Source organism: Pseudoalteromonas holothuriae (genome assembly GCF_945859825.1).
GTDB lineage: Bacteria > Pseudomonadota > Gammaproteobacteria > Enterobacterales > Alteromonadaceae > Pseudoalteromonas > Pseudoalteromonas holothuriae.
Genome location: NZ_CAMAPC010000006.1, coordinates 152,129 through 175,245, shown reverse-complemented (window position 1 = coordinate 175,245; position 23,117 = coordinate 152,129). Strand labels below are relative to the sequence as shown.

The 23,117-nt window shown below is 43.9% G+C and carries 24 protein-coding genes; 4 read left to right on the top strand and 20 right to left on the bottom strand.

Annotation, left to right across the window (positions count from 1 at the left end; genetic code table 11):
* The 20 genes from OCI93_RS10165 to OCI93_RS10075 form a co-directional block, all read right to left on the bottom strand.
* The coding region (locus tag OCI93_RS10165; RefSeq protein ID WP_410007624.1) for a hypothetical protein at positions 1-1,830 on the bottom strand (1,830 nt) is incomplete at its 3' end.
* A gap of 2 nt (positions 1,831-1,832) precedes the next feature.
* The gene (locus OCI93_RS10160) at positions 1,833-6,080 is read right to left on the bottom strand and encodes a hypothetical protein (protein ID WP_261626331.1); all 4,248 of its coding nucleotides are present in this window, start codon (positions 6,078-6,080) and stop codon (positions 1,833-1,835) included.
* Positions 6,081-6,100: 20 nt separating this feature from the next.
* Entirely contained in the window at positions 6,101-6,706 is a 606-nt protein-coding gene (locus OCI93_RS10155) for a DUF2163 domain-containing protein (RefSeq protein ID WP_261626330.1), read from the bottom strand.
* The gene (locus tag OCI93_RS10150) at positions 6,703-7,293 is read right to left on the bottom strand and encodes a hypothetical protein (RefSeq protein WP_261592318.1); all 591 of its coding nucleotides are present in this window, start codon (positions 7,291-7,293) and stop codon (positions 6,703-6,705) included. The genes OCI93_RS10155 and OCI93_RS10150 overlap by 4 nt, the downstream gene beginning before the upstream one ends.
* Entirely contained in the window at positions 7,284-10,157 is a 2,874-nt protein-coding gene (locus OCI93_RS10145) for a tape measure protein (RefSeq protein ID WP_261626329.1), read from the bottom strand. The genes OCI93_RS10150 and OCI93_RS10145 overlap by 10 nt, the downstream gene beginning before the upstream one ends.
* Positions 10,147-10,383 carry a phage tail assembly chaperone gene (locus OCI93_RS21160; protein WP_419095596.1) on the bottom strand — a complete coding sequence of 79 codons (237 nt, stop codon included), beginning with the start codon at positions 10,381-10,383 and terminating at the stop codon, positions 10,147-10,149. The genes OCI93_RS10145 and OCI93_RS21160 overlap by 11 nt, the downstream gene beginning before the upstream one ends.
* 44 nt (positions 10,384-10,427) lie before the next feature.
* Complete coding sequence (locus tag OCI93_RS10140; protein WP_261592316.1) at positions 10,428-10,841, bottom strand: hypothetical protein; 414 nt, start codon at positions 10,839-10,841, stop codon at positions 10,428-10,430.
* A complete protein-coding gene (locus tag OCI93_RS10135; RefSeq protein WP_261592315.1) occupies positions 10,838-11,758 on the bottom strand; it encodes a phage tail tube protein in 921 nt (306 codons plus the stop codon). Before OCI93_RS10135 ends, OCI93_RS10140 begins: the two co-directional genes overlap by 4 nt.
* Positions 11,759-12,039: 281 nt before the next feature.
* A complete protein-coding gene (locus OCI93_RS10130) occupies positions 12,040-12,279 on the bottom strand; it encodes a hypothetical protein (protein WP_261626328.1) in 240 nt (79 codons plus the stop codon).
* Between the two features lie 110 nt (positions 12,280-12,389).
* On the bottom strand, positions 12,390-12,851 hold the full coding sequence (locus OCI93_RS10125; RefSeq protein WP_261626327.1) for a hypothetical protein: 462 nt from the start codon (positions 12,849-12,851) through the stop codon (positions 12,390-12,392).
* Positions 12,852-12,863: 12 nt separating this feature from the next.
* On the bottom strand, positions 12,864-13,634 hold the full coding sequence (locus OCI93_RS10120; RefSeq protein WP_261626326.1) for a hypothetical protein: 771 nt from the start codon (positions 13,632-13,634) through the stop codon (positions 12,864-12,866).
* Positions 13,635-13,904: 270 nt separating this feature from the next.
* Positions 13,905-14,162: a hypothetical protein gene (locus OCI93_RS10115; RefSeq protein ID WP_261592311.1), complete on the bottom strand. Its 258-nt coding sequence runs from the start codon at positions 14,160-14,162 to the stop codon at positions 13,905-13,907.
* A gap of 41 nt (positions 14,163-14,203) precedes the next feature.
* Positions 14,204-14,728, bottom strand: coding sequence for a phage tail protein (locus OCI93_RS10110; RefSeq protein ID WP_261626325.1), 525 nt, complete (start codon positions 14,726-14,728; stop codon positions 14,204-14,206).
* Between the two features lie 131 nt (positions 14,729-14,859).
* Positions 14,860-15,765, bottom strand: coding sequence for a phage tail protein I (locus tag OCI93_RS10105; RefSeq protein ID WP_261626324.1), 906 nt, complete (start codon positions 15,763-15,765; stop codon positions 14,860-14,862).
* 3 nt (positions 15,766-15,768) lie between these two features.
* Positions 15,769-16,599: a baseplate assembly protein gene (locus OCI93_RS10100; protein WP_261592308.1), complete on the bottom strand. Its 831-nt coding sequence runs from the start codon at positions 16,597-16,599 to the stop codon at positions 15,769-15,771.
* 119 nt (positions 16,600-16,718) lie between these two features.
* The gene (locus OCI93_RS10095) at positions 16,719-16,967 is read right to left on the bottom strand and encodes a hypothetical protein (RefSeq protein ID WP_261592307.1); all 249 of its coding nucleotides are present in this window, start codon (positions 16,965-16,967) and stop codon (positions 16,719-16,721) included.
* On the bottom strand, positions 16,964-17,362 hold the full coding sequence (locus OCI93_RS10090; RefSeq protein WP_261592435.1) for a holin family protein: 399 nt from the start codon (positions 17,360-17,362) through the stop codon (positions 16,964-16,966). The genes OCI93_RS10095 and OCI93_RS10090 overlap by 4 nt, the downstream gene beginning before the upstream one ends.
* Positions 17,362-17,778 (bottom strand): glycoside hydrolase family protein, encoded by a 417-nt coding sequence (locus OCI93_RS10085; RefSeq protein WP_261592306.1) that lies wholly within the window; start codon positions 17,776-17,778, stop codon positions 17,362-17,364. Before OCI93_RS10085 ends, OCI93_RS10090 begins: the two co-directional genes overlap by 1 nt.
* A 9-nt stretch (positions 17,779-17,787) precedes the next feature.
* Entirely contained in the window at positions 17,788-18,159 is a 372-nt protein-coding gene (locus tag OCI93_RS10080; protein ID WP_261592305.1) for a hypothetical protein, read from the bottom strand.
* A complete protein-coding gene (locus tag OCI93_RS10075; protein WP_261592304.1) occupies positions 18,137-18,412 on the bottom strand; it encodes a helix-turn-helix domain-containing protein in 276 nt (91 codons plus the stop codon). Before OCI93_RS10075 ends, OCI93_RS10080 begins: the two co-directional genes overlap by 23 nt.
* Positions 18,413-19,062: 650 nt before the next feature.
* On the opposite strand from OCI93_RS10075, the gene ettA reads away from it, so the two are divergent.
* The 4 genes from ettA (at position 19,063) to OCI93_RS10055 (ending at position 23,051) form a co-directional block, all read left to right on the top strand.
* Complete coding sequence (ettA, locus tag OCI93_RS10070) at positions 19,063-20,727, top strand: energy-dependent translational throttle protein EttA (RefSeq protein WP_261592303.1); 1,665 nt, start codon at positions 19,063-19,065, stop codon at positions 20,725-20,727.
* A 381-nt stretch (positions 20,728-21,108) separates the two neighbouring features.
* Positions 21,109-21,477: a PilZ domain-containing protein gene (locus OCI93_RS10065; protein WP_261592302.1), complete on the top strand. Its 369-nt coding sequence runs from the start codon at positions 21,109-21,111 to the stop codon at positions 21,475-21,477.
* 186 nt (positions 21,478-21,663) lie between these two features.
* On the top strand, positions 21,664-22,077 hold the full coding sequence (locus tag OCI93_RS10060) for a hypothetical protein (RefSeq protein ID WP_261626323.1): 414 nt from the start codon (positions 21,664-21,666) through the stop codon (positions 22,075-22,077).
* A 59-nt stretch (positions 22,078-22,136) separates the two neighbouring features.
* Positions 22,137-23,051 carry a M14 family metallopeptidase gene (locus OCI93_RS10055; RefSeq protein ID WP_261626322.1) on the top strand — a complete coding sequence of 305 codons (915 nt, stop codon included), beginning with the start codon at positions 22,137-22,139 and terminating at the stop codon, positions 23,049-23,051.
* Positions 23,052-23,117 lie beyond the last annotated feature (66 nt).

Below are 23,117 nucleotides of genomic sequence, written 5' to 3'. Positions count from 1 at the left end.
GGTCTCGCTGGTTTTAGCTGCACCTTTACTGGTTGCTGCGCTACTTGCCGAACTGGCCGCCGCAGACTTACTTGATGCTGCAGCTGTTTTGCTACTCGCCGCGCTGCTTGCAGAACTTGCTGCTGCGGTTTCACTGCCCTTGGCTGCGCCTTCACTGGCAAGTGCCGCGCTTGCATAGTCAGCCGCTTTATCTTCACTGGCTTTGGCCGCTAACTTGCTGCTTGCTGCACTTGTTGCTGAACCAGCCGCTGCGCTTTGGCTTTCTTTGGCGGCATCTTCACTGGCTTTAGCTGCCACTTTAGATGCTGCTGCATGGGTCTCGCTGGTTTTAGCTGCACCTTTACTGGTTGCTGCGCTACTTGCCGAACTGGCCGCCGCAGACTTACTTGATGCTGCAGCTGTTTTGCTACTCGCCGCGCTGCTTGCAGAACTTGCTGCTGCGGTTTCACTGCCCTTGGCTGCGCCTTCACTGGCAAGTGCCGCGCTTGCATAGTCAGCCGCTTTATCTTCACTGGCTTTGGCCGCTAACTTGCTGCTTGCTGCACTTGTTGCTGAACCAGCCGCTGCGCTTTGGCTTTCTTTGGCGGCATCTTCACTGGCTTTAGCTGCCACTTTAGATGCTGCTGCATGGGTCTCGCTGGTTTTAGCTGCACCTTTACTGGTTGCTGCGCTACTTGCCGAACTGGCCGCCGCAGACTGACTTGACGCCGCTGCCGTTCTGCTACTCGCCGCGCTGCTTGCAGAACTTGCTGCCGCGGTTTCACTGGCCTTTGATGCGTCTTCGCTGGCTAGCGCTGCGCTTGCATAGTCAGCCGCTTTATTTTCACTGGCTTTTGCCGCTGACTTGCTGCTTGCTGCACTTGTTGCTGAACCAGTCGCTGCGCTTTGGCTTGCCTTGGCGGCATCTTCACTGGCTTTAGCTGCCACTTTAGATGCTGCTGCATTGGTCTCGCTGGTTTTGGCTGCGCCTTTACTGGCTGCTGCGCTATTTGCCGAACTGGCCGCCGCAGACTGACTTGACGCCGCAGCTGTTTTGCTACTTGCAGCGCTGCTTGCCGAACTTGCTACTGCGGTTTCACTGGCCTTTGATGCTTCTTCGCTTGCTAAGGCTGCCGCCGCAGAATCTGCAGCAGCCGCTTTACTTGACGCTGCAGCCGATTTGCTCAAACCTGCACTAATAGCAGAGCCTGCCGCTGCACTTTGGCTCGCTTTGGCTGCATCTTCGCTGGATTTGGCCGCCACTTTTGATGCTGCCGCATTGGTTTCGCTGATTTTGGCTGCCGTTTTGCTCGCTGCAGCGGCGCTGGCAGACGCAGCAGCATCATCAGCATTTTGTGCCGCTTGAGCAATTGATGCAACCATGACTTCTAACTCGTCAATTAATTGCGTTACTTTTACTGCATTGCGATTAATTTCAGCTGGCGTAGATATTTCACTTTGTTCTCCCAAAAAGTTGGTAACAGGGAATGTTGCTTCATTGCTTTGAAACCAGCCGGTTAACTCACGCTCACGGCGGTGCCACTTAGCTTGTAGTTCAGTTAAACTTTTGGCTAAACGTGCGTTGGTGGTGTTATTAAAGTTTTGCACTATGCCGTAGGACAGATTGTCGCCACTAATCGACGGATTAAATACTTGCCCGTCTAACTGTGCTAAACGCAGTTGGGTGTTACTTAATACTTGTGCAACCTGTAAAATGGTGTCTTGCTCATTGAATTTTGCATAAAGCAAGTCACCGGGCTGCACTTTTGCAACATCAATAAATTGCGTATAGGCACCCGTTATGGTCGCGTTGTTTTTTTCAACACGAATTTTGCCAATTGAATAGGCCATAATTAACCTCGTTTGTAAATTACTGCGACCTGCTTAACTTGGTCGGGGGAGTCAAAAGTAACGTTGTGGCGCACCTGTGCGATGGTATAACGCTCTTCGCTTTGAGTGGGTTGGCGCATGCCTTTACCGAGCATAGAGCTTGAGCAAATTAAATCGCCTGTTTGCAAGTTGCCACCTTCACCACACACGTTCATCGCGCCCTCGCCACCGGCGTTCATGCTGGCTACATCGTATAAGTAGGCAAGTTGCTCCCACTCTTCAAAGCCCACTAGGCCTGCGGGTTGTGAGTCGGTTAACACTCGCCGGTCAATATAAACGCCACGAGCAGTTACGCTCATGGGCGAGCTACTAAGTACTGCAGTGCAAATAGCATTAGACATATCAGCAATATGTATCAACTCGTCATCACATAAAATATCACCCGGTTCGGGCACTAGATTTTTGGGAAGTAAACACTCATGTGCAGATGTGTGAGGCCCAATCCTTCCTTTTCGTGCATATAGAGCCCAGCCTGTGCCCGCAACATCTAAACCGGTTGATGAAGACTTTATTATGGCTCCAAAACGTACGTCGCGAATTCTTGCGCCAACATCTGAAGACCCTTTGCCCGTTAGCGTTAATCCTCGAAAGTGACCCCAAGAATTACTACACGATAACGTGCTGCTTAATGAAAGAGACGACGCACTTAACCGCTGAAACTTCGCATGCCCAAAATGGCTAATTTTTGCCGTCATCTCATTGCGATAATAGAAACCCAGCCCTCCAGACGATACCCTTACCTTACTAAAATTACCAAGCTTCCACGACACAGCCTCGCTAAAAGCACCGCTAGTTGCATTAATATGCCCTGTAAACGACCCACTCGTTGCATTAACATGCCCTGTAAACGACCCATTCGTTGCATTTATATGGCCATTGAACGTATATCGCCCAGCACCACTGTCAAAATACACTGCACGGTTATTACTATTATCCAGTAGTTCAAAAGCACCGGCTTTTACGCTCATTCGTCCTGGTGTAATAGTCATACCTGTCACATGACCATTCACATCAACGCCGATTTCAGCGCGGGCATCCAGTTGACCTAACTTGTTAGCATGAGCACTCATTAGGTTGATGACACTGGCGGTGCCGGAAGGGGTTGATACACTTACATTGCGTACAAAATTTGCAAGCGCGCCGTCATTATCGACTTTGGAAAAATACACTTCATTAAGCCCAGCTATATCCTTACCAACTTGGCTTTTTAGCGTGTTTACCTCGGCCGAAATAGCTTCTTCCGCGGCACTTTTTGTATAGTAGTTCTGTGTAATATGCGTATGATTGCCGTTAAATTCTGTTCGCAATCTGTTTGCTTTAGTCGAAATAGCCTCATCAGCATCAGCTGCGGTATAAAACGTTTGATTGAGATACGCTAAATTGTCATCGACTTGGCTTTTTAACTCTGTTTTTGCTTGCGACACCGCGCTTTGTGAGTCTGCTTTAGTGATGTAATAGGTTTTAATTTCAGCGTGATTGTCATTAACTGTTGATGTCAATTGGCTAACTTTAGATGAAATAGCTTCTTCAGTGTTTGCGAGCGTTTGGCTCACTGTAACAATTTGCGCTTTGCTATTATCAACCTCAGATTGCACCGTGCTAATTTTGGTTGAGATGGCCTCTTCTGTGTTCGCTAATGTTTTACTCACATCTACAATTTGCGCTTTGTTATCCTCAACCTCAGACTGTACGGTACTGATTTTTGTCGCAATTGCTTGCTCAGTATCAACCAGCGTTTGGCTTACATCGATAATTTGCGCTTTGCTATCATCAACCTCAGATTGCACTGTGCTAATTTTAGTTGTAATCGCTTCGTTTTCGTTGGCTTGCGCGGCTACCGCTTCGCTAATAGTCGCGTTGGTTGTATCGGTCTTTTGCTCTAAATAAAGGGTACTTTGTAAGTCTGAGTCAAATACTTGCTCTGCGCTTAATGCTTGCTTTAATACTGAGTCGGCAAGTTCATCCATTTCTTCTAAACGCTGCTGAACATCTTGTAACTCTTGTACACTCAAACCCGTGACTGAGAATGCTTGTCTAACAACTTGTAACTCGTGGCTTGCAGTAATCACTAGGTTACTCGTTGATTGGCCAACGAATTCTATATTTAATGCACTATCTGTTAAGTTTTCTTGCGCTTGCGCAAGTTCAGCAAATAATAAACCATCATCACTTAGCGTAACTTGCAATGTTTGAAATGCTAATTCAGTCTGTGCGGCTAAGTCTCTAAGCGATACGCGAACTTGGTTCACCATTTGCGATGGCTGCCACCCAATTCCTATACCTACCCAGCTTGGCGTTTGACTCAGTTCAAACACCAAAGCCACGTTACGCTCGTAAGTTGTTTGTTCACGGGTACTCACCGTGAAGCTATGCCAGTCACTTTTACCTGCTGCACTGAGCGTTCTAACCCGTCCTTGGTAGGCTGTATTAGGTTTTAACGAAGAGACCGTTAACACTTGCGAAATAACGGTTTTTTGTTCCCCTTCACCAGCAAATTGCCATTCGTAGTTAGTATGTATACCCGCGCCTTGCGTTGTGGCATAAAGTACCGCACTGGTAGGCGTAACCGAGGTAATTTCCACAGTTGGTGCGACAGGTACTACAACTGTAAATAACAGCGTTGCAGCGTTACTTCGATAACCTAATGCATTAACCGCAAATACTTCCAGCGTATATTCACCAATAGCCAGTGCTAACTCAACTTGATTTAACGTCGTATCGCCCGCTTTAACAACTTTGTTATCACGAATAACTTTATATTCAAAATCGCTGAGGGCTGATTGCCATTGTACTGTTAACTTATTATCTTGCCCTATGCTTGCTTGCAACCCAGTTGGTGGGGTTGGTTTGCGCGAATTGTAGGTAGAGTCGGGAATTATCGGTTGTGACTTGCTCGGTAGCCAAGAGTAGTGACTGGGCTGGTGCTCAACCATACTCAGGTCCACTTCACCGTTGCCAGTAAGCACCATATCAGTTAATACAAACGGCTTTTGATCAAAGCCCAGCGCTTGGTCACTAACTCGAACAATATCACCTATGGCAAGTAAAGCGGCGTCATCACGGGCGGTAAATTTAATACTTAGTTGTTCACGGCTTTTACGAGCAATAAACTCAGCTAAACGCTTGGCTTCATAAAAGTTATTAAGTGTTTCAATTTTAATTTTTTTATTTAGCTTTATGCCGTTATCTTCCGCTCGCCACTGACCCTCTATATCACTATTTTTTTCAGGAAATACCGCATCTTGCAGCTTTCCATTGCGTTCAACATCATAATATTGCACCGTTACTTGGTTAAAGCGGTCTTTTTTAGAGGCGTCGTGAACGTCAATATCACTAACAATGGTTTGCGCATTCGCTTGCCATGCCACGGGGGCTTTATCAGTATCTATAACCAGTGTAAGTTTACCGTTAACCACAGGCAAGCTTGCACGCATTGCCGCCAGTAGCATTTCACAATTAGCTTTAATCGATTTACCAGTATCTAAACGCACATTAGAGGTATAAAGCGGTATCATCCTCCCGCCTTCATGGCTCTGTACTTGCAAGTCACACATAGTGGCTGCACGTTTAAAGCTGACTATATCTAGGTCAGATTTATCTAACCCTTTACCATAGTAATCGTTCGTTAAATAATCGTATAGCTGCAAGGCAGGGTTTGAAGTAACCTGGCTGTTACGGCCGGTGCGCACATCATAAATGGTTTTTTGCTCAATATCGGCTGTAATGTTTGGCCGCGAATTAAAAACGGGGTCTTTGGCCCCCATTTCTAATCGAACATAACTGTACAATAAACCCTCTGGCTTATTAAACGCAGGTGCCCAGCCGCTGGCATTTAATAACGGGTCTGAATAGTCTACGCCTTGAATATGCACTGCATAAGCCCAGCGATGGCCATCTTGTGCAGTAAACTTACTTGATGTAATTGGTTCATCATCAATATAAATTTGCTTAACCGTCGCACCGTTTACTTCGCTCCATACGATAATTAGGTGCAGTAACTCGTTATCTATATCATTACTAACCACATCATTTGTTGCACGATAAATAATCGTTCCACCAACGCGTTTTATTTGCCCGTAGATGACTGGAATATTTGCATCGGTAGCTGGGGCGCTAAAATCAACCCCTTTTACGTCTTGTTGCTGCTGTGGCTCCAAGTCAACGCCTACCAGCTTAAACACGGCATTAACAAACTTACTTAAAATTCCCATAATATTAAAGCCTCAAATTACTATCTTGGTGACGTGCCATCAGGTCGCGGTGGTGGATTGTATGTTTTTGCTTTAGCCGATTTAGAACGCACCGTGCCATTACCCTCTTTGCCCCAAGGCACTGAATCATCCAAAAATGGCGTATGCTCAAACGGGTCTGTATCAGGGTAGAATTTTTGATGGCTTGCAGTATTAGTTTGTCTACCTGCAGACTTTTCAAAATCAGCCCAAATAGAGCTCACGGTAAAGCTTAACGAGCCTGATGAATTCATATTCATTTTGGCTATCAAGCCTTTGTATAAAGACATAATACCTACGGGGCCTGCTGCACCAATTATCATCTTTGACAGCTCAACGTTACGATTCATCCACTTTTCATTTAAACCCAGTGCAATCACGGCGGGGTCTAGTGCATTAAAATTGAGCTTTAAATCACCAATACGAATACCACTACTATGCTTTAGCGAGCTGAAGCTTTTAAACATGCCAGCAAGGTAAATTTGACCGTTATGGCTTACATCTTCGTCAGCATCCGTCATATATATTTTTCCCCAATCAAACTCAATGTCTAACAGGTGACAAAATTGATAATTGCCTGCCAATGTTTGTGCTAAAGCAGTTGTCATGACGGTATTACCTCCACCAGTTCAACACTGACCGGGATTGGGCGGCCTGCCGAAATAGACATTTCGGTGTCATCATCATCGCTATAAACTAAAAACTGCACCTGCTCGCCACTGCTTAGTTGTGTATTACCACTCACATTGCTTTTTAATTTGGGGTAAAAGTGCACAATGTCGGCATCATGGTTGTAACCCGTCACCTGATAAACTTTGTCGTGACCGGCAAATTGAATAAAGTCGCCTGCGGCAAACGCATTGCCCTCTCCTTTTGCACTTACACGAATACGCACCGAACTTTCACCTGTTAGCAATGACTCTGCAATATAGGTGAGCTTGGCACTGCCAACTGCGGGTAATGGATTAGGCAAATAAGTTTTTTCAAATACGCCATCAAGGCTGGCTATTTGTACGTAAGCCGCCATAGCCTCTTGATAAGGCAGTGGCGTTGTTGTTAACTTAATTCGCCACCGTTGTGGTTGGCCGAGTTGGCGTACTTGACGGGTAAAGCTGTATTTATTTTTGGTGACAAGGCTTTTTGTTTCTGATGAAATTTTGGCCTTAGCGATTTGTGTTAATGCGGTTAATCCCATTCTCCGGACTCCATTGCATAACGTACATCTTGCATAATTTTGGCACGTTCTCGCTTCATCACTTGCGCAACGCCCTGTTGATCATTAGCATTAATGACGTAATTGAATTTAACTGATTTATCGATATTTTGTGGGGTAGATTCGGCACTTGGAATTGACGTATTTAAGCCTGCTGTAGTACGCCGGCTTGATACGTTAACAGGGCCAGAAATAAGCTCAGGACCATACTCGCCTACAAGGCCTATTTTACCTGCGGGAATTAAGCCGCCGTGGTCGTAAGCACCTGAGTAATTGGTAGATTTAATTGCCTGTACGTTTGCCATGCCTGCAGCAACTGCCGCTGCTGCTGCCGCAATACCCAATGCAGGGCCAACATAAGGAATACCCGCAAGTGAAGAGTAGGCATTGGTCGCCGACTCATAAGTTTTAATAGTGGTTTGTGCAATCGCCGCCGCTTTTGCCGCTTTCGATTGCTTACCGCCAAATGCTGCGGCCACATTGGCTACACCACCAAAAAAGTCAGATGCTTGGCTAAGCCTTTGCGATTGCTGATCTCGCTCTATATCAGCAAGCGCTTTGTTTTTTTGCTTGGTTTGTTCAACCTCAACTTGTTTTTGTTGCTCTGTAAATGTTTGTGTGGCAGCAAGCTTTTCAGCATTTTTTTCCTCTTGTTGAAGAGCGTCATCTTCTGTTTGCTCAGCACTGCCTTCATCTTCCTCACTGTCGCCTTGTTCACCAAATATATCCGTGAGCAGGCCTTTACCTGATTCAAAAACCTCAACCGTGGCACTGATTGCTTCTTCAACATTGTCAGGATTGCTTAAGTCAGCTGAAAAAGCGTCTCCTACGCTTTGCACCTGAGACATAAAACCTGTTGCGCCCGCCAGCAAGCTCTCATGTTGCTGTTGTTGCTGCTCAAGCAGTAAATTCTTTCGCTGTTGCGCTTGTTTAATTTCAACTTCAGTTTGCTTGACTTGCTTATCTTCAGCAGCTTTTATTGGGTCGCTTATAACAGGCTTTTTCAGCCCTATTTCATCGTTGGTTTTAGCGTTTTTGAAGGCTTTTTCGCGTGCTTCATTGGCTTTGTCATGCTCTTCGCGTAATTGTTTTACCTTAGCTATTTGAGCATCAACAGCAGAAATTGATGCATCTCTTTCTTGCTCAATCAGTTTTATGCTTTGCTCTTTTGATTTGGCAATTGCGTTGTGTTGTTCATCAAAAAATGCGCTACTGGCTTTTGCCTTCGCCTGCCCTTGTGCTACTACATTTGCTGATGCCGCGCCATAATCAAAGGTATCGCCATCAAAAGGGTTTAGTAAATCAAGTAACTCTTTGCCGACAACCCCCGCTTTAGACAACATCAGGTCAAACTGTGCAAGCAGTTGCTGTTTAAATTGGCTAGCGTACAAATTTGCCGATGCTGGTAAGTAACTCAGGTGGAGCAGTAAGGTATCGACCATCTGCCCTGCATTTGCTGGCAAATGCAGTAATGCCGAGCTAATCCAATCTAACGAATCACCGAGGTTTTCTTGTAACCAATTAAATGCTTTTATCACTGATTGAGTAGCAAGCTTTGCAAATTCGTCAAATTTGAAGGCGTGTGCAATTGTGCTGAGGTAGCCAACTAGCTCACCAGAAGCCAGCATTTCGTTAAACTCACCAAGCGCTAACGTTGCAACTGAAATAGAACCTTTAATTACATCGCCAACGCCTGCATCGCCAATGTTTAAAAACAACTCATCCCACTGCGACCCAAATTGCTGTATTTTGCCGTCCATGGTGTCCATTTCTTTGGCCATGGCACCGGCAAAATTGTTTTGCCCCAACCCAGTAAGGTAGCCTTGAATGCTCTCACTGTTATCTTTTATGTTGGTGGTAATGCCATTGTAAGTCAGCGTTAGCATGTCACCATTTTTAGCCGCTGTTACACCAAGGTCGGCAAACGCCGACTTTTGTACATTCACCTGATTAGACGTGGCATTAATAACGGCATTCGACACATCTTCTAGTGTCATGCCCAGCGTACTGGCAATATCTCCATAAGCCGTCATGGCTTTTTGCGTAGGCGTTAATCCATTGTTATACAACGCCATAAATGAGTTTGTTGTTTGCTCAATACTATATGGCGTTTGTTGCGCCATGTCTTTGAGGTTGGCAAATATAGTTTTGCTTTTCTCTGAGCTGGCGCCAATGGTGTTAATACGCGCTTCGAGTGTTTCAAACTCTCTGCTCACTCTAATCACTTCACCGCCCACAGCGGCAGCGGCACCCGCAACAACCGTTACCGCTCCAGCAACTTTGCCTAACCCTTTGCCAGCAGCACTTGCCAGCTTAGCTAACTTACCCCCCCTTTTTTTAGGTTTGCTACTGTTATCAAAACCTTCAGAGGCCCTTGATGGGGTGCTTAACACCGAGTTTAAAGCATTGCCAGCCTTTACGCTTTTTTTAAATTGAGACTCTAATTGAACGAGCTTACTAGCAGCTGAGCTAGACCTTTGCTCTAATGACGAAAACGATTCATTAATATTTGAGCTAAACCCAGCAATAGATTTGCCCGACTTTTGTAATTGCCCAGCAAGTCGAATAAAAGTTTTACCCGAACCATCAACATTTTTTTTAAGTCCGGTAAATGTTTTACCTGACGCTTTAATTTCTTTAGCAAAACCTGCAGATGCTTTACCTGCCAACTGCAAGCCTTTTATAAAACTTGCTACAGATTTTTTCGTTGCATCAATATCATCAGCAAGTTGCGCACTGGCTTTGGCGGTTTGTTTAAATTGATCTTCGAGTTTTGAAAGTTCACGCGTTGCGCTAGTAGATTCTTTAATTAACAACGAAAGGGAAAGCTCAGCGTTAGTTGCCATGCATAACACTCCAATAAATTCGGTCTATTGAGCGCAAAAGATCGACCTCCCAGGAGCGGAGGTGTTTGCGCGTTAAGGACGACCAGTGGTGGATTTCGGTAAAATTGAGTGGTTTGTCGCTTTTGAGCTCTAAATACCAGTGCCATAAATAAGCAAGTTCGTCTGGCAGAGCAACTTGCTCTGCCAGCTCGCTTGGCTTATGGCCCGTGGTTTTGAAAACCTGTATGAGCGCTTGTTTACGGGTTAAGCGTGCGCCTTTGGGTACAGTATTTAGTTGGAACTCGCTTTTGGCGTAGTCGGCAAATTGCTCAACCCTTTGGCGAAAAAAAGTGCGCGCTTTGCCGCCACCTTATCAATTTGCTCACAAATTTGTGGCGCTTGGTGTAAAAATGCTTTTACCGCGTCTAATTCGCATGGCGCATCAAAAGACCAATCGGCCACTAACGCTGCAATTAAGCCCAAACGCTCATCGGCAAAAGCCTCACTGCGCATGGCTTCATCTTCAATGGCTGCAAACGACATAGCATTGCGTTTAGCTTGTGTTTCGGCGTCTCTAAAGGCATCAGAGTCAATACCGCGTACCACAATGTAATGTTCAGACTCTGAACCATCAGGTAATGTTAAAGGGATTTTAATGCCTTCGTTGGCTTTTTCGCGAGTAAAGAAATCTTCCATCATGCTCATGCTACTGCTTTCCTTTCAATAATTAAGTTAGTGCCATCGGTTTGTGATAACAGGCCTTGAAACGGCAGTGACACAATAATTGCACCGGTGCCTTCAACATCTGGTTGACCCCCTGTGTATTTCAAATTTGGTACTTTAACTAAGTACTGATTACCTTGTGGGTCGGTCATTGAGAAGCTGATATTTGACTGCTCACCATTAAAGAACTTTTCAAGCAACGCATGGTTTTCAAAGTACACGCCCAGGGTGCCAGTTAGGTTAGATAAGCCAATTGATGGGCGAATGGTTTCGCTTGAGCCAATCACAAAGCGTGGCTCAATGCCATTCTCTAGGGTAAAGCCAAGCTCTGTGGCAATGGCTAGGTTTTCGCCGCCTTCAGTTACTTGACCATTAAACGTGTCTACTGCTGGAATTGCTGCAGTTGCTTGCAATGTAGCACCTGCTGGCAACTCACTTAATGCTTCAACCGATTTACCAACGGCGCTAAATGTTGCCGTAGTTACGCCTTCAGTACCCAGTTGAATATTAATATTGTTAAGCTCAATACCGCGGTATAACTGATAAGGCTTATCGGCGGCTGATAACGTAGTAAAGTGGCGTAAAATACTAAAGCTGCGGCGCTTGGTGCCACTTTTAAGAGTGTCAGCTTCCCACTGGCCACACACTGAGGCAGCGAGCAACATATCAATAGCCTGCCATTGTAGCTCAGCCTTAATATCGCCACCTACTTGCTGCGTGCCATCTCTAAAGTCTGAAATTTGACGGTCGCTACGAATGGTATTTGATTGGCTGGTGTTTTTAGTTAGGCCCAAAGTTGTGCCTGTAATTGGCACTTCAATAAACTGTGCTGAAGCAGGCGTAACGCCATATTCTGTTTCTTCTACTAAGTAGAACTTATGTGAGGTTGATTGAGACATAGTGATTCCTGAAAAATAGTTGCAAGCGCCACGCGCTTTGATGGAGTGTTAAAAACCAGTGTGAGAAGCAATTAAGCCTGTGTGCTTACTTCTCTAATGATGTAGAAAGTCTAACAATAAATAGGTACAAAAAACGGTCAACTTTGACCGCTTTGAGATTTATACGATTAAATTCTGGGTAAATTCTGGGTAAATTCTGGGTGACATACACACTAAACGCGCAGGTGATGGAATTTACCCCGCGTTTAAGTGGTGTGATGTTTAAAAACAAGCATGCGTGATCACACTCGCTGGTATTTTTTTAGCAAAGTAGTTACCGCTTGGCTGCGCTGAACCATTTCTGTCAAAATTGAGTCGATAGGTTTGGCGTTTATGGTTAGCTCGGCGCTTTGAAACAAGAGCGTTAGAGTGTTTAAATCGTCAAGTATCGCGCTTGTTATTCGCTCAAAACTCAATGGCTCGATCAGTTGTGGCGTAGGAAGTTGTTTAAAATCAATGGCACCAAAGTTAGTTAAGCTCATAAAACACTCAAATTTGGCAAGGCTGTATGGTCGGTTAAATTAAAAAATTGAATAACGATATGTAAGGCAATAAAACGGCAAGGTACATACCTTACCGTTTTATTATGTACTTAAGCTTGTTTAAGTACTTGGCTCACACCTGTGGCGCGCTGATAGATTTCATCCAGCACGGGGGCTTGCCCTTTTACTTGGTACGGAAACTCTAGCGTGCCATCAGTTACTTGCTGCTCAATGCCGCCAATAGCCGCTTTTAGTGACGCAGTTGAAGCGCGCATTTCGGCCAAACTTTGTGCTTGGCTTAGTTTGTTGATAAAACCACTTAGCTCGTTGAGTAAAATATGAGTGGTGTCTGAGGTAGTGCCCAGTAATGAGTCACTGTCGGCCACTTTTTGGTTGATATTACTACGTGACGCGATGCGATTCTGTGCAACTTGCTCAGTGTCTGATAGCTGCACCTCAAAAGTGGCTGATTCACCAAATTGCTCATGCACTAGTTGCGCAGTCACATGTTCAGGTGTATTTGGGTTATAAAATTGCTCTACTTGTTGATTGTTTACCATTAATTTAGCCATGTTACTTTCTCCTTAGTCATATGCATTTTGGTCGGCGTCGCCAAGATATGGGAACTGGCCCCATTGTTTTTTAGATAAATCTACATCACCTGTGACTACCGCTGGGAGTGCCACTTGAATAATGCCGGTTTCAGTTTCGGGTTTACCTTCGCCGCGCACATAAGGGTGACAATGAGAATACACATTGCGAGTAGCGCCCACACCATACGTGTGACCACACAGCTTTGCAGGCTCCCCAGCGGCTAAGCCATGACACCACCAGTTATCAGGTACAACGCCTTTAATATGTTTAACGACCGCAGCAATGGTCATATATGTAGGTACTCGAAAATACTGATACATAAGGTAGGCATATTGGTTTGAATGCTCGCCTCGTCGGTTTGGGTAGTATTCTAGTTCCCAAATTTTAAAGTTTCCTGCAAAGTACTTTCTATCTGAATTAATCGCTTGTAAAAATTCACGCGCTAGTGCTGAGCGCTGTTCTGTTTCAGTGCCGGTTATAACAGTTTCAACTACTTTGGCACTTTTCAAAAAGCCTGCTTGCCAAAACTTTGGAAACGTTTCCTCATCGTTTGGGATAAGCGCTTGGTTTTTAGTTACTCGAAAATGAGATTGCTTGTCTCGAGCTGAATTAATGTAGTTATTTACTTGGTCAATGTAACCGTCCACTTTTACTTTGGATTGCGCTACTTTGGCATCAATATTTTGAATTTTATTATCTACCATTGTGGTTAGGTCTTCAGCCTTACCCACTAAAGTAGCAATATCTTGTTCTAAAGCCATGTTGGTTCCTTTTATATTTAAATACAAAAAACCCACAAAAATATGTAATGCAAACCGTTTAAGAGATCCTGACCTTCGTCAGGAAGACAACAGACGTATAGTTCGGCACTGCCGTATTGCTAAGATGTATATTCGAGCATTGCCATATTACTAATTAGTCTCATAGCAGAGTCTATGTCGTCATTATGAACTTATTTAAGAATCTCATTGCCTTAAACGAGTGGCATTGCAAAGATGTGGGCTATATGAAGTGTGTTTTGCGCGGTTATATCAATAGTTAGGTTTAGGATATCTCGCTTGAATGGTTTTGCGCGCAGTCAACCACTTTGCCTTCACTTGCAAAGTGTGTTCGTGCTGCTCGCCATACTCTGCAACTAAAGCTAGGTACTTAAACGCTAAGCCATCTGCTTCTCGCTGATAGGCATAACTGCGAGCGTCATCACATTGGGCTTGCTCGGTGGCAGTTTTAGCTTGATGGAGTGCCTCACTGGCTTGGCGTGCCAAGGTTGTGCTGTTTTTATATGACATGATTTTTCCTATTCTCTAACTATTTGATATAAATATTTGTTCTACAATACACCCGCATCCATCAACGCAAACTTTTGCTTGAGGTGGCGGGCCATGTTACCGATTTGTGCTGCACCTAATTTGGCAAGCTCGGGGGCGATTAAAATGTTGAGGTTAACGCCTTGGTCAATCACGGTGATTGAGTCAGCGGGTACGCCTGTTAGCACCAAGTCAAATGCCAACAGCAAGTCAACTTCAGCAGATTTATAAGCGATGGGTTTATCAGGGTCTGAATAAACAGCAAATAAAGTGCCGTCTTCTAGGTAAAAGCCCACTTCGTTAACCCAAAAGTTGTGATTAGTGTCGTCAATCACACTCATATGAATTTGTGCGTTGCCTTTGTCTTCACCACTGGCGACAAAAATTCGATGTACTTCAGCTTGTAGCGCACTGCGGCTTTGATCAGGCGTGTAATTACCCGTCCCTAAACCAATTTTGCTAATTTTGGCTTGAAAGCCATTTTTATCTGAATTAAATACCGCCTCTAATCCAGCGGTGGTAATGGTTGGCCGTAAGATTGTGCTCACTGCACTTACTCCTTTTTTATAAAAAAATAAAAGCAGTTACACGGCATGCTTAGTAGCAAGTTACACCTTTGTTTGAGTGCCTTAAGGCTGTGTGTATGCATTAACCAGCAATATCTGTTGCCGCTGCGTAACTACTCGTTTGGGTGTAAATAAAAGCGTCCGACGCTATAACGCTTGTTACTAATATGACAACCCGCTGCAATACCCGATTGTAAGTAGTAGCAACCAGCAGGTAATTTTTGACTGTTTTGCATGTAAAAGCGCCCAACAGTGTGGCGCTGGTTATTAAAGTGCAAGCCAGTACCAAGCTGCGCTGTCAGTCGCCCTTGTACCGGGCGGGTAACGCCATGCTGGCGGTTTAAGCCATAACGCTTTTGACTGGCAACCGTTAACCCTGCGGTTATTTCACTGGGTGCGGCTTTAACTGGCACCGTGTCATAGGTCATTCGACCCACTTGTAATGCGCTGCTGGTAGCACCAACCGTCAGTCCGGCGTCCATTCTTGCGCCCACTAAAAAGTCAAAATGCGCCCGTTGCGGTTTAGTCTGATTGGTTACCCTGTGTATGGCGTCGTACAATTCTAGATTTAGCACCACCTCTTGGCTGGTATAAGCTACGTCATTCGCCCACGCTATAAAAGTGAAGGTGTTTGGGTCTTTTTTATGAATTGGCACCAGAACAGCGTCATCTACCTCTTCAAACCATTCAAAAAACTCCATCACCACGCCCAATGATGACAGTGCCCGTTTAACTGCTCCCACCGTGCCTTTGTGCTTGTGGATTGAGACGGAGTTTTGAATAAGCGCGCGCTTAGTCTCACTTGGCCACTGCTCGTCCCACTCATCAACTGATAGGCTCCATGCAAGCCATGGCAATAAATCTTCTGGACAGGTATTTGGGTGCCAGTGCTTTGCGACATAGTCAGGTATTTGCTTTACAGGGCTAAAGTGCGTAGCGCGTTCATAGGCTTGCTCAAACTGACTGCCGTTAGGTGGCAATAACGAGGTAAAATCAGTGTCTTTGTAAGTCTTGGACATAAGCTACCCCTGCAAATAATCAATGTTTATATCATCAGCAATAGCAGCTTCATCAAAACGACACATTATATCGTCTTGCGGTGCTGTTAATTTAACTTTACGTACTCCAAACTGATGTAAAGTGTCGATAATACCTGAGTGAGGAACTTCTTGACCTAGTCGGTAATGATCTCGAATAAACGTGGCTAATTTAGCGTTAATGTTTGCTGCTACTTGGTCTTTGTTTGCCAACTCACTCAAATAAACCTGCGCATTAATATCGTATTTTTTCGGCTCAACCAGATGTACCTGAACATAGTCAGTCAAGGGCCTAATATCTTCGTCATTTAGATATTCATTCACCTTTTCAGCCACTTGTTGTGGCTCAGCGCCTTGCTCAGGCAGAACTTTTACATCAACAAAGCCTGGTTTGCTCGAATACACATATACATCTCTTACATCACTGGTTGCAGCCATGGTCTGATATTCGTAAGCACCCATCGTGCCTGCCATGCTGTGGCTCTCAAGTGATAAAGGGATACGTAGGCGATACCTCTCGTCGCTTTCATTTACCGAGCGTTCAACACCAAATAGCACACCTAAATGGTCTAAATCTTTGCCTTGTGCATAAGCCACCATAACTGAACGCGCCGCATCATTAATACGTTGACGCAGTAGTAGCTCTCTGGTCGCTGCTATTTCAAGTAGCTTAGTGGCGGGGTCTGATGCCAATGAGGTGTACTCAGGTATTGCTTCAAGCAATGCCTCATGCATTTGCTTATAAATTGCTTCGTATTGTAAGTTTTCAATCACATCTGGCACCGCCAAGCGTGATAGCTCAATTGCATTGTTCACAGGTTTTTCCTTAGTGCATAACTAGCTGCCGCACGATTGTTTGTCGCACAGAATGTGAGGTTTTCGTTGATGTTTAGTGGTAGTTTATGTTGGTTTAGTGGTGGCGCTATTACTGCTATTTACTCGCTGCGAAGATTGCTGCCAAGTAAAGTATCCAGTTTTTTATCGATAGAATCTAAACGCTTTTCGATGCGTTTTTGATCTTCGTTGCGGATCTGTTTTAAATGATTCAGTGCTTGCGAATTGGTGGTTATACGCTTATCTAAATCCCCTAAATACAGTATTCCTGATACCAGTAATGTCACTGTGGTAATGATGTGGGCTAAATTGAGTTCCTTCTTCATTTGCCAATGCTCTGGTTGACTCACTTAGCAACCCCCTTCACTTTTTCAATGGTTCTCAACCCCGCAAGCCCTAGCATACCTAACGTCAACTCTAACATGACATCCAATGGTAGTTCTGGCGCGCCTACTTCTGGCCATAGCCATTGTAAAATAGGGTTGATCACGAATGAGAATAAAAAACCCAAGCCACATACCCACAGCAAAAATGGCCTCGCCCCCGCCACAAATATACTGCGGTGTGACGCACTTAATGCATTTATTTGTGCTTGCACTTGAGCTGACTTGGCAACTAAACGCGCTTTGAGTAAGTCTTGTTTGAGTACTTCTTCTTCGCTGGTAAAAAGCTCATCTAAAATATTACCTACGGTTTGAATGGGGTCTTGCGTGGTAGTGCCAAATAGTTTGGCTAAAAACCCCATCACTGCCACTCCCCAGTTAACATTTGCTTTGCTAATTCATTCGCACGATTAGGCACTTGATTTGCCCAGCGGCTATTTAGCATCTCTAGTGCTGCCTGCTCATAATGACCCTTTTCAAAATGAGTAATCATTTTCTTAAAGCCCATTAAACCACTTAAGCCTAAGTTAAATGCCATATTAATTAGCACCGCTAATCGTGCATCATTGCACTTGCTCACATTAATACGACGTTTAATGCCAGCCTTGGCTTCTTGCACATCATGGGCCAAAAGCTGCTCTGCTTCTTCCTCATCAATACCGTTATCATCTAGGTTTCGTCCATACCCTATCGTCAGCTTACCCCCTGTACAATAATAAGGGTACTGTTTGTACCCTTCGTGCTTTTTGATCTGTTCGACCGTGATCATCAGCGACATAGTTACTCCTTATACACTATCTACGCTGGCCGAGAATTCAGCCAACAAACTTCGCTCAGCTTTAACAAGCCAAAACTCTGCTGAACGTTTCGAGTCAAACCCAACCAATTTCGCTGCCTCAGCCATCGTGCCTGTCATTATGTAACGAGCGCGAATAGCGCGTATACACTCTGGTCTGAGCGTGGTGATCAGCTGAGTGATTAACTCAATTTCTTTTGGTACCGACATTTCATCCGCACCCGCTACACCGCCGGATGGCTTACCTGAAAACTCACTTATTGAGCTGCGTTTAAAACCCTTTCCCAATTCTTTGCTCTGCCAAAATTTTCCCCAACGCTTTAGCGCACCGCGAACTTGCTTAATTGTTATATGAGTCATCATGATTTATTTTTCCTATTACTTCTAAAATATCCAGTAAATACACATCTTCAACAAGGCTTATTACGTCATTCCAACGAGGGTCAAATTCTCGATTTTCCCAGCGCCTGAGGGTGCGTTCTTCAATCCCATAACTCGCTGCCGATTCGGCCTGTGTATATCCCCTTAAACGACGAGCAAAGCGCAGTATTTCTCCACCTTTTGGTGTTTTTCTAGTAGCAAAAATTCGGGTGGAGTTGATAGGTGATTGAGTCATTACATTTCCTTTTAATTTCTTAATTTTTTTACATCGCAGCTGAAGATAGTTGAACGCTTATGGTGCAACGAAATCGTACAATTGAGTGGCCGCCAAACTCCAACGCTGTGCTTAAGGTTAAACATGGTCCTATTCCGTAAGACATGTTTGCTTAAACCCGTGTTCTTGGCGAAATCCCTCTTTAGAGGACGACTTTAATAAGAAGTTTTGTCCAATAGGTACAAACTAAAAATGGTGTTTAAGTCTGACAAGGGATTATTTACAATTTGTCTAAACAGTTGTTCTCAATGTAGGCTAATCTTACCGTTTTCTTGGTTCTAAAACAGGTCAAATATGACCTACTTTTATAATCTTACCCACTGGATATGAGAATATTCATATGTGAATAAGCAAAACCTCTTTCATACACATTTGTTAAATAATAATCTTGGATTACCTAGCTAATAAAAACTCATACCTTAGGGCGTGTTGACCTTTACAGCGTGTTTTTGCAGGAGTTATTCGGGTATTTCCCCAAAACAGGGCTTGCGTCACATAGTTATTCTATGTAAGTCAGGTGATAACATAGACAAAATACCCCAATAGCATTGCCCCAAGGCGATGCTTTCACTAAAATAACGCTCAACTATATAATTAAGATTTGGAATCTCATGGCTCAATATATTTATACAATGTCGCGGGTGAGCAAAGTTGTACCACCCAAAAGAACTATCCTAAAAGATATTTCGCTGTGCTTTTTCCCGGGCGCTAAAATTGGGGTACTTGGTTTAAACGGATCAGGTAAATCAACACTGCTGCGCATTATGGCTGGCATTGATAAAGAGTTTGAAGGCGAAGCTCGTCCTCAGCCTGGTACAAAAATTGGCTATCTGCCACAGGAACCGGTGTTAGATGAAAGCAAAACTGTACGAGAAACAGTAGAAGAAGCACTGGGTGAGGTAAAAAATGCTTTAACTCGTCTTGATGAAGTATATGCTGAATACGCAATGGAAGACGCTGACTTTGACGCACTCGCCAAGGAGCAAGGCCAGCTTGAAGCAATCATTCAAGCGCACGATGGCCATAATATTGACAACGTACTAGAGCGAGCAGCCGACGCATTACGTTTGCCTGAGTGGGATGCAAAAATTGAACACCTTTCAGGGGGTGAGCGCCGCCGAGTTGCAATTTGTCGATTATTACTAGAAAAGCCCGATATGCTGCTTCTTGATGAGCCAACTAACCACTTAGATGCTGAATCTGTCGCTTGGTTAGAGCGTTTTTTACATGACTATGAAGGCACTGTGGTAGCAATTACCCACGACCGCTACTTCTTAGATAATGTAGCTGGCTGGATTTTAGAGCTTGACCGTGGTCATGGGATTCCATGGGAAGGTAACTATTCTTCATGGCTTGAACAAAAAGACGCTCGCTTAAAGCAAGAAGATAAATCTGAAAAAGCACGTCAAAAATCAATCGAAAAAGAGCTGGAATGGGTGCGCTCTAATCCGAAGGGTCGACAAGCCAAGTCTAAGGCGCGTATGGCTCAATTTACTGAAATGCAGCAATCAGATTATCAAAAACGTAACGAGACTAACGAGTTATTTATTCCACCTGGCCCGCGCTTAGGCGATCAAGTGATTGAGGTTAAAAACTTAAACAAAAGTTTTGGCAACCGTGTGTTAATTGATGACTTAAGCTTTAATGTTCCAAAAGGTGCCATTGTAGGCATCATTGGAGCCAATGGTGCGGGTAAATCAACCTTATTCAAAATGCTAAGCGGTGAAGAGCAACCGACCGGCGGAAACATTGTAGTAGGTGACACTGTTGAATTAGCAGCTGTTGATCAGTTTCGCGATAATATGGGTGACAACAACACCGTCTTCCAAGAAATTGCTGATGGCCAAGACATCTTAAAAATTGGTAACTTTGAGATCCCAAGCCGCGCTTATGTTGGTCGATTTAACTTTAAAGGCAATGATCAGCAAAAATTTGTAAAGGAGCTTTCAGGGGGGGAACGCAACCGTTTGCACCTTGCAAAGCTACTAAAAGCTGGTGGTAACGTAATTTTGCTGGATGAGCCAACCAATGATCTTGACGTTGAAACTCTGCGCGCACTAGAGAATGCTATTTTGGAGTTTCCGGGCAGTGTTATGTGTATTTCTCATGACCGTTGGTTCTTAGACCGTATCGCAACGCATATTCTTGACTATCGTGATGAAGGTCAGGTGAACTTCTTTGATGGCAACTACACTGAATATGAAGAGTGGTTGAAAAAAACCTATGGTGCAGCCGCCGCCGAGCCAAAACGTATTAAATATAAAAAGATTGGCTAACAACAGATTAGGGCGTGTTTATCTTTGAGGTATGAATTTTGTTCAAATCAAAGGCTTTCAGTACGCGAAATGAGTAATGCAGCATAATGATTTATGTCAGTTGCGAATGACAAAGTAGTGGAAGCCTTTGGTTGAACTCTAAGAGCCACGCGTGTTGACGATTTATTCAGCGTTATCGGCTACTCACATAGAAAACTATGCTACGAAGCCCCTGCGGAGCAGCCTCTTCCTTGCCTAAATCGCCAACACACTGCTGCAAAAACAAACAGCAAAGATAAACACGCCCTAGATAAGCCTCGATAATAAGAGGCTTTTTTATATTTGGTAATGGCTGCAATAAGCAACTATGCTTAAAACAAGTATGCACACATAGGCACAGCAATGGAAGAACGTAGAAAGTTTACACGGGTACTGTTTTCAACACCTGCACTATTAATGACAGCTGGCGGTGACTACCACTGCCAATTGCTCGACTTATCACTAAAGGGCGCACTTGTAACGCTACCTAAAGGCTATGTGCCTTTAAAAAATGAATTAGCCAGTATTAAACTTACGCTACCTGAAAGTGAGATTACTATTTCAATGGAAGTCGAAGTACGCCATATTGAACATGACCATTTAGGCCTGCATTGCAGTCAAATTGACTTAGATAGCGTCACTCACTTAAAACGTTTGATTGAGCTTAATGTTGGCGATGATGATGTACTTCATAGAGAACTTGCACAACTTATACATAGTACTGAGGCTTAACAAAGCTAGCTCAGAGCTATTTTTTGGAACATACATAAAGCGGTTTAATCGTTAATCCATTTTCATGCTTAGCTACCCTGTCCTGTAATAAGGTGAAATTCTTCCCCCTCCATAATTCATCCACTTTGTGCCATTATTCTAAACAGCCTTACCGATAATATTTTTAAAATAATGGAATACCAGATAATGAAAGAACTTAGACTACAAGTTAATGTTCCCTTTTATACTATTGCTATATCAATAGTTATCACGCTACTCGCTATATCTGCTGTTGTCACTAATAGCCATGATAACTTATTACTAAAGAATGCAATGATCTTATCTTTTATTCTTGTTAGCGCAATAAACGTCAATTTAGTACTCGCTCTTTCAGGTAAACGAAAAGCCAGTTTATGTAACAATGGCCTTCACTACGTATCTGCACTTGGCAGAAGGGTGTATATTCCTGTCGAACAAATTACGCACATCTCAGTAAAAAAGTACTGCGGTATTAAAATGACTAAAATATCAACCTCTGAGGTAAATATACATTTTTTAAGCTTTCAATTTTCCAACCTACAAGAGTTAAAGCTCAAGAAATTTGGTTATTTAGCGCAGTAATTTGCACGCGCTTCTCAAAGCACATAGGATTGGGTTTTGTTTAACTATTTGAGACTGTTATGTCAAAACCCTACTCTATTGGCGAACCCAACCAGCCTTGGCAAGCACATCACAAACAGCAGTGGCTTAATGAACAACAGGTAAAACGAAGCTATTTTAAAGATGTTGTTTCACAAATAAATGCGCTAGAAACGCAACTGTGCAAAGAACAGTACGGCACATTAAACTACCACAACAGCTGCTATCCCCTGTATGCCTTGAAGAGTAAAAATTGGCAACCAAATAAACCAACAGTACTTGTAACAGGTGGCGTACATGGTTATGAAACCAGTGGCGTACATGGCGCATTGTCATTTGCTCAACACCATGTTTCACACTATGAAAAAACATTCAATATCATTATCTTGCCATGCATTAGCCCTTGGGGTTATGAAACCATTAACCGCTGGAACCCAAATGCCATAGACCCTAACCGCTCATTTTATGAAAACTCTCCCGCAGATGAGTCGCAATTAGCAATGGAGTATATAACCGCCCTTAATTGTGACATTTTGTGCCATGTTGATTTACACGAAACAACCGATACAGACAACAGTGAGTTTAGGCCTGCCCTTGCGGCAAGAGATGGTGTACAAAACCATAATTGGAATATTCCAGATGGGTTTTATCTTGTAGGTCACACGCAAACGCCACAACCTGAATTTCAAAGCGCTATTATAGAAAAAGTTGCAACCGTCACCCCTATCGCCCCTGCTGATGCATCTAACCAACTGATTGGCGTGCCTGTGGAACAATTTGGCGTGATAAATTACGATGGGACGGCTTTGGGTTTATGTATGGGAATGACATCAGCGCCTTACGTCACCACCACTGAAGTTTACCCTGATGGTGCATCGGCTACGCCTCAAAACTGCATCGATGGTCAAGTTGGAGCTATAACAGGCGCTTTAGACTACCTTATAAATAATCACTAACATCGTTTGCGATTAGGGGCTGTTGATCTTTGCTGTGTGTTTTTACAGCAGTCATTCGGGTATTTT

What these genes read in the sequence shown, in the direction of transcription:
- OCI93_RS10160 (WP_261626331.1), bottom strand. Translation starts at nt 6,080, where the DNA reads ATGGGAATTTTAAGTAAGTTTGTTAATGCCGTGTTTAAGCTGGTAGGC.
- OCI93_RS10155 (WP_261626330.1), bottom strand. Translation starts at nt 6,706, where the DNA reads ATGACAACTGCTTTAGCACAAACATTGGCAGGCAATTATCAATTTTGT.
- OCI93_RS10150 (WP_261592318.1), bottom strand. Translation starts at nt 7,293, where the DNA reads ATGGGATTAACCGCATTAACACAAATCGCTAAGGCCAAAATTTCATCA.
- OCI93_RS10145 (WP_261626329.1), bottom strand. Translation starts at nt 10,157, where the DNA reads ATGGCAACTAACGCTGAGCTTTCCCTTTCGTTGTTAATTAAAGAATCT.
- OCI93_RS10140 (WP_261592316.1), bottom strand. Translation starts at nt 10,841, where the DNA reads ATGAGCATGATGGAAGATTTCTTTACTCGCGAAAAAGCCAACGAAGGC.
- OCI93_RS10135 (WP_261592315.1), bottom strand. Translation starts at nt 11,758, where the DNA reads ATGTCTCAATCAACCTCACATAAGTTCTACTTAGTAGAAGAAACAGAA.
- OCI93_RS10130 (WP_261626328.1), bottom strand. Translation starts at nt 12,279, where the DNA reads ATGAGCTTAACTAACTTTGGTGCCATTGATTTTAAACAACTTCCTACG.
- OCI93_RS10125 (WP_261626327.1), bottom strand. Translation starts at nt 12,851, where the DNA reads ATGGCTAAATTAATGGTAAACAATCAACAAGTAGAGCAATTTTATAAC.
- OCI93_RS10120 (WP_261626326.1), bottom strand. Translation starts at nt 13,634, where the DNA reads ATGGCTTTAGAACAAGATATTGCTACTTTAGTGGGTAAGGCTGAAGAC.
- OCI93_RS10115 (WP_261592311.1), bottom strand. Translation starts at nt 14,162, where the DNA reads ATGTCATATAAAAACAGCACAACCTTGGCACGCCAAGCCAGTGAGGCA.
- OCI93_RS10105 (WP_261626324.1), bottom strand. Translation starts at nt 15,765, where the DNA reads ATGTCCAAGACTTACAAAGACACTGATTTTACCTCGTTATTGCCACCT.
- OCI93_RS10090 (WP_261592435.1), bottom strand. Translation starts at nt 17,362, where the DNA reads ATGGGGTTTTTAGCCAAACTATTTGGCACTACCACGCAAGACCCCATT.
- OCI93_RS10085 (WP_261592306.1), bottom strand. Translation starts at nt 17,778, where the DNA reads ATGTCGCTGATGATCACGGTCGAACAGATCAAAAAGCACGAAGGGTAC.
- OCI93_RS10080 (WP_261592305.1), bottom strand. Translation starts at nt 18,159, where the DNA reads ATGATGACTCATATAACAATTAAGCAAGTTCGCGGTGCGCTAAAGCGT.
- OCI93_RS10075 (WP_261592304.1), bottom strand. Translation starts at nt 18,412, where the DNA reads ATGACTCAATCACCTATCAACTCCACCCGAATTTTTGCTACTAGAAAA.
- ettA (WP_261592303.1), top strand. Translation starts at nt 19,063, where the DNA reads ATGGCTCAATATATTTATACAATGTCGCGGGTGAGCAAAGTTGTACCA.
- OCI93_RS10065 (WP_261592302.1), top strand. Translation starts at nt 21,109, where the DNA reads ATGGAAGAACGTAGAAAGTTTACACGGGTACTGTTTTCAACACCTGCA.
- OCI93_RS10060 (WP_261626323.1), top strand. Translation starts at nt 21,664, where the DNA reads ATGAAAGAACTTAGACTACAAGTTAATGTTCCCTTTTATACTATTGCT.
- OCI93_RS10055 (WP_261626322.1), top strand. Translation starts at nt 22,137, where the DNA reads ATGTCAAAACCCTACTCTATTGGCGAACCCAACCAGCCTTGGCAAGCA.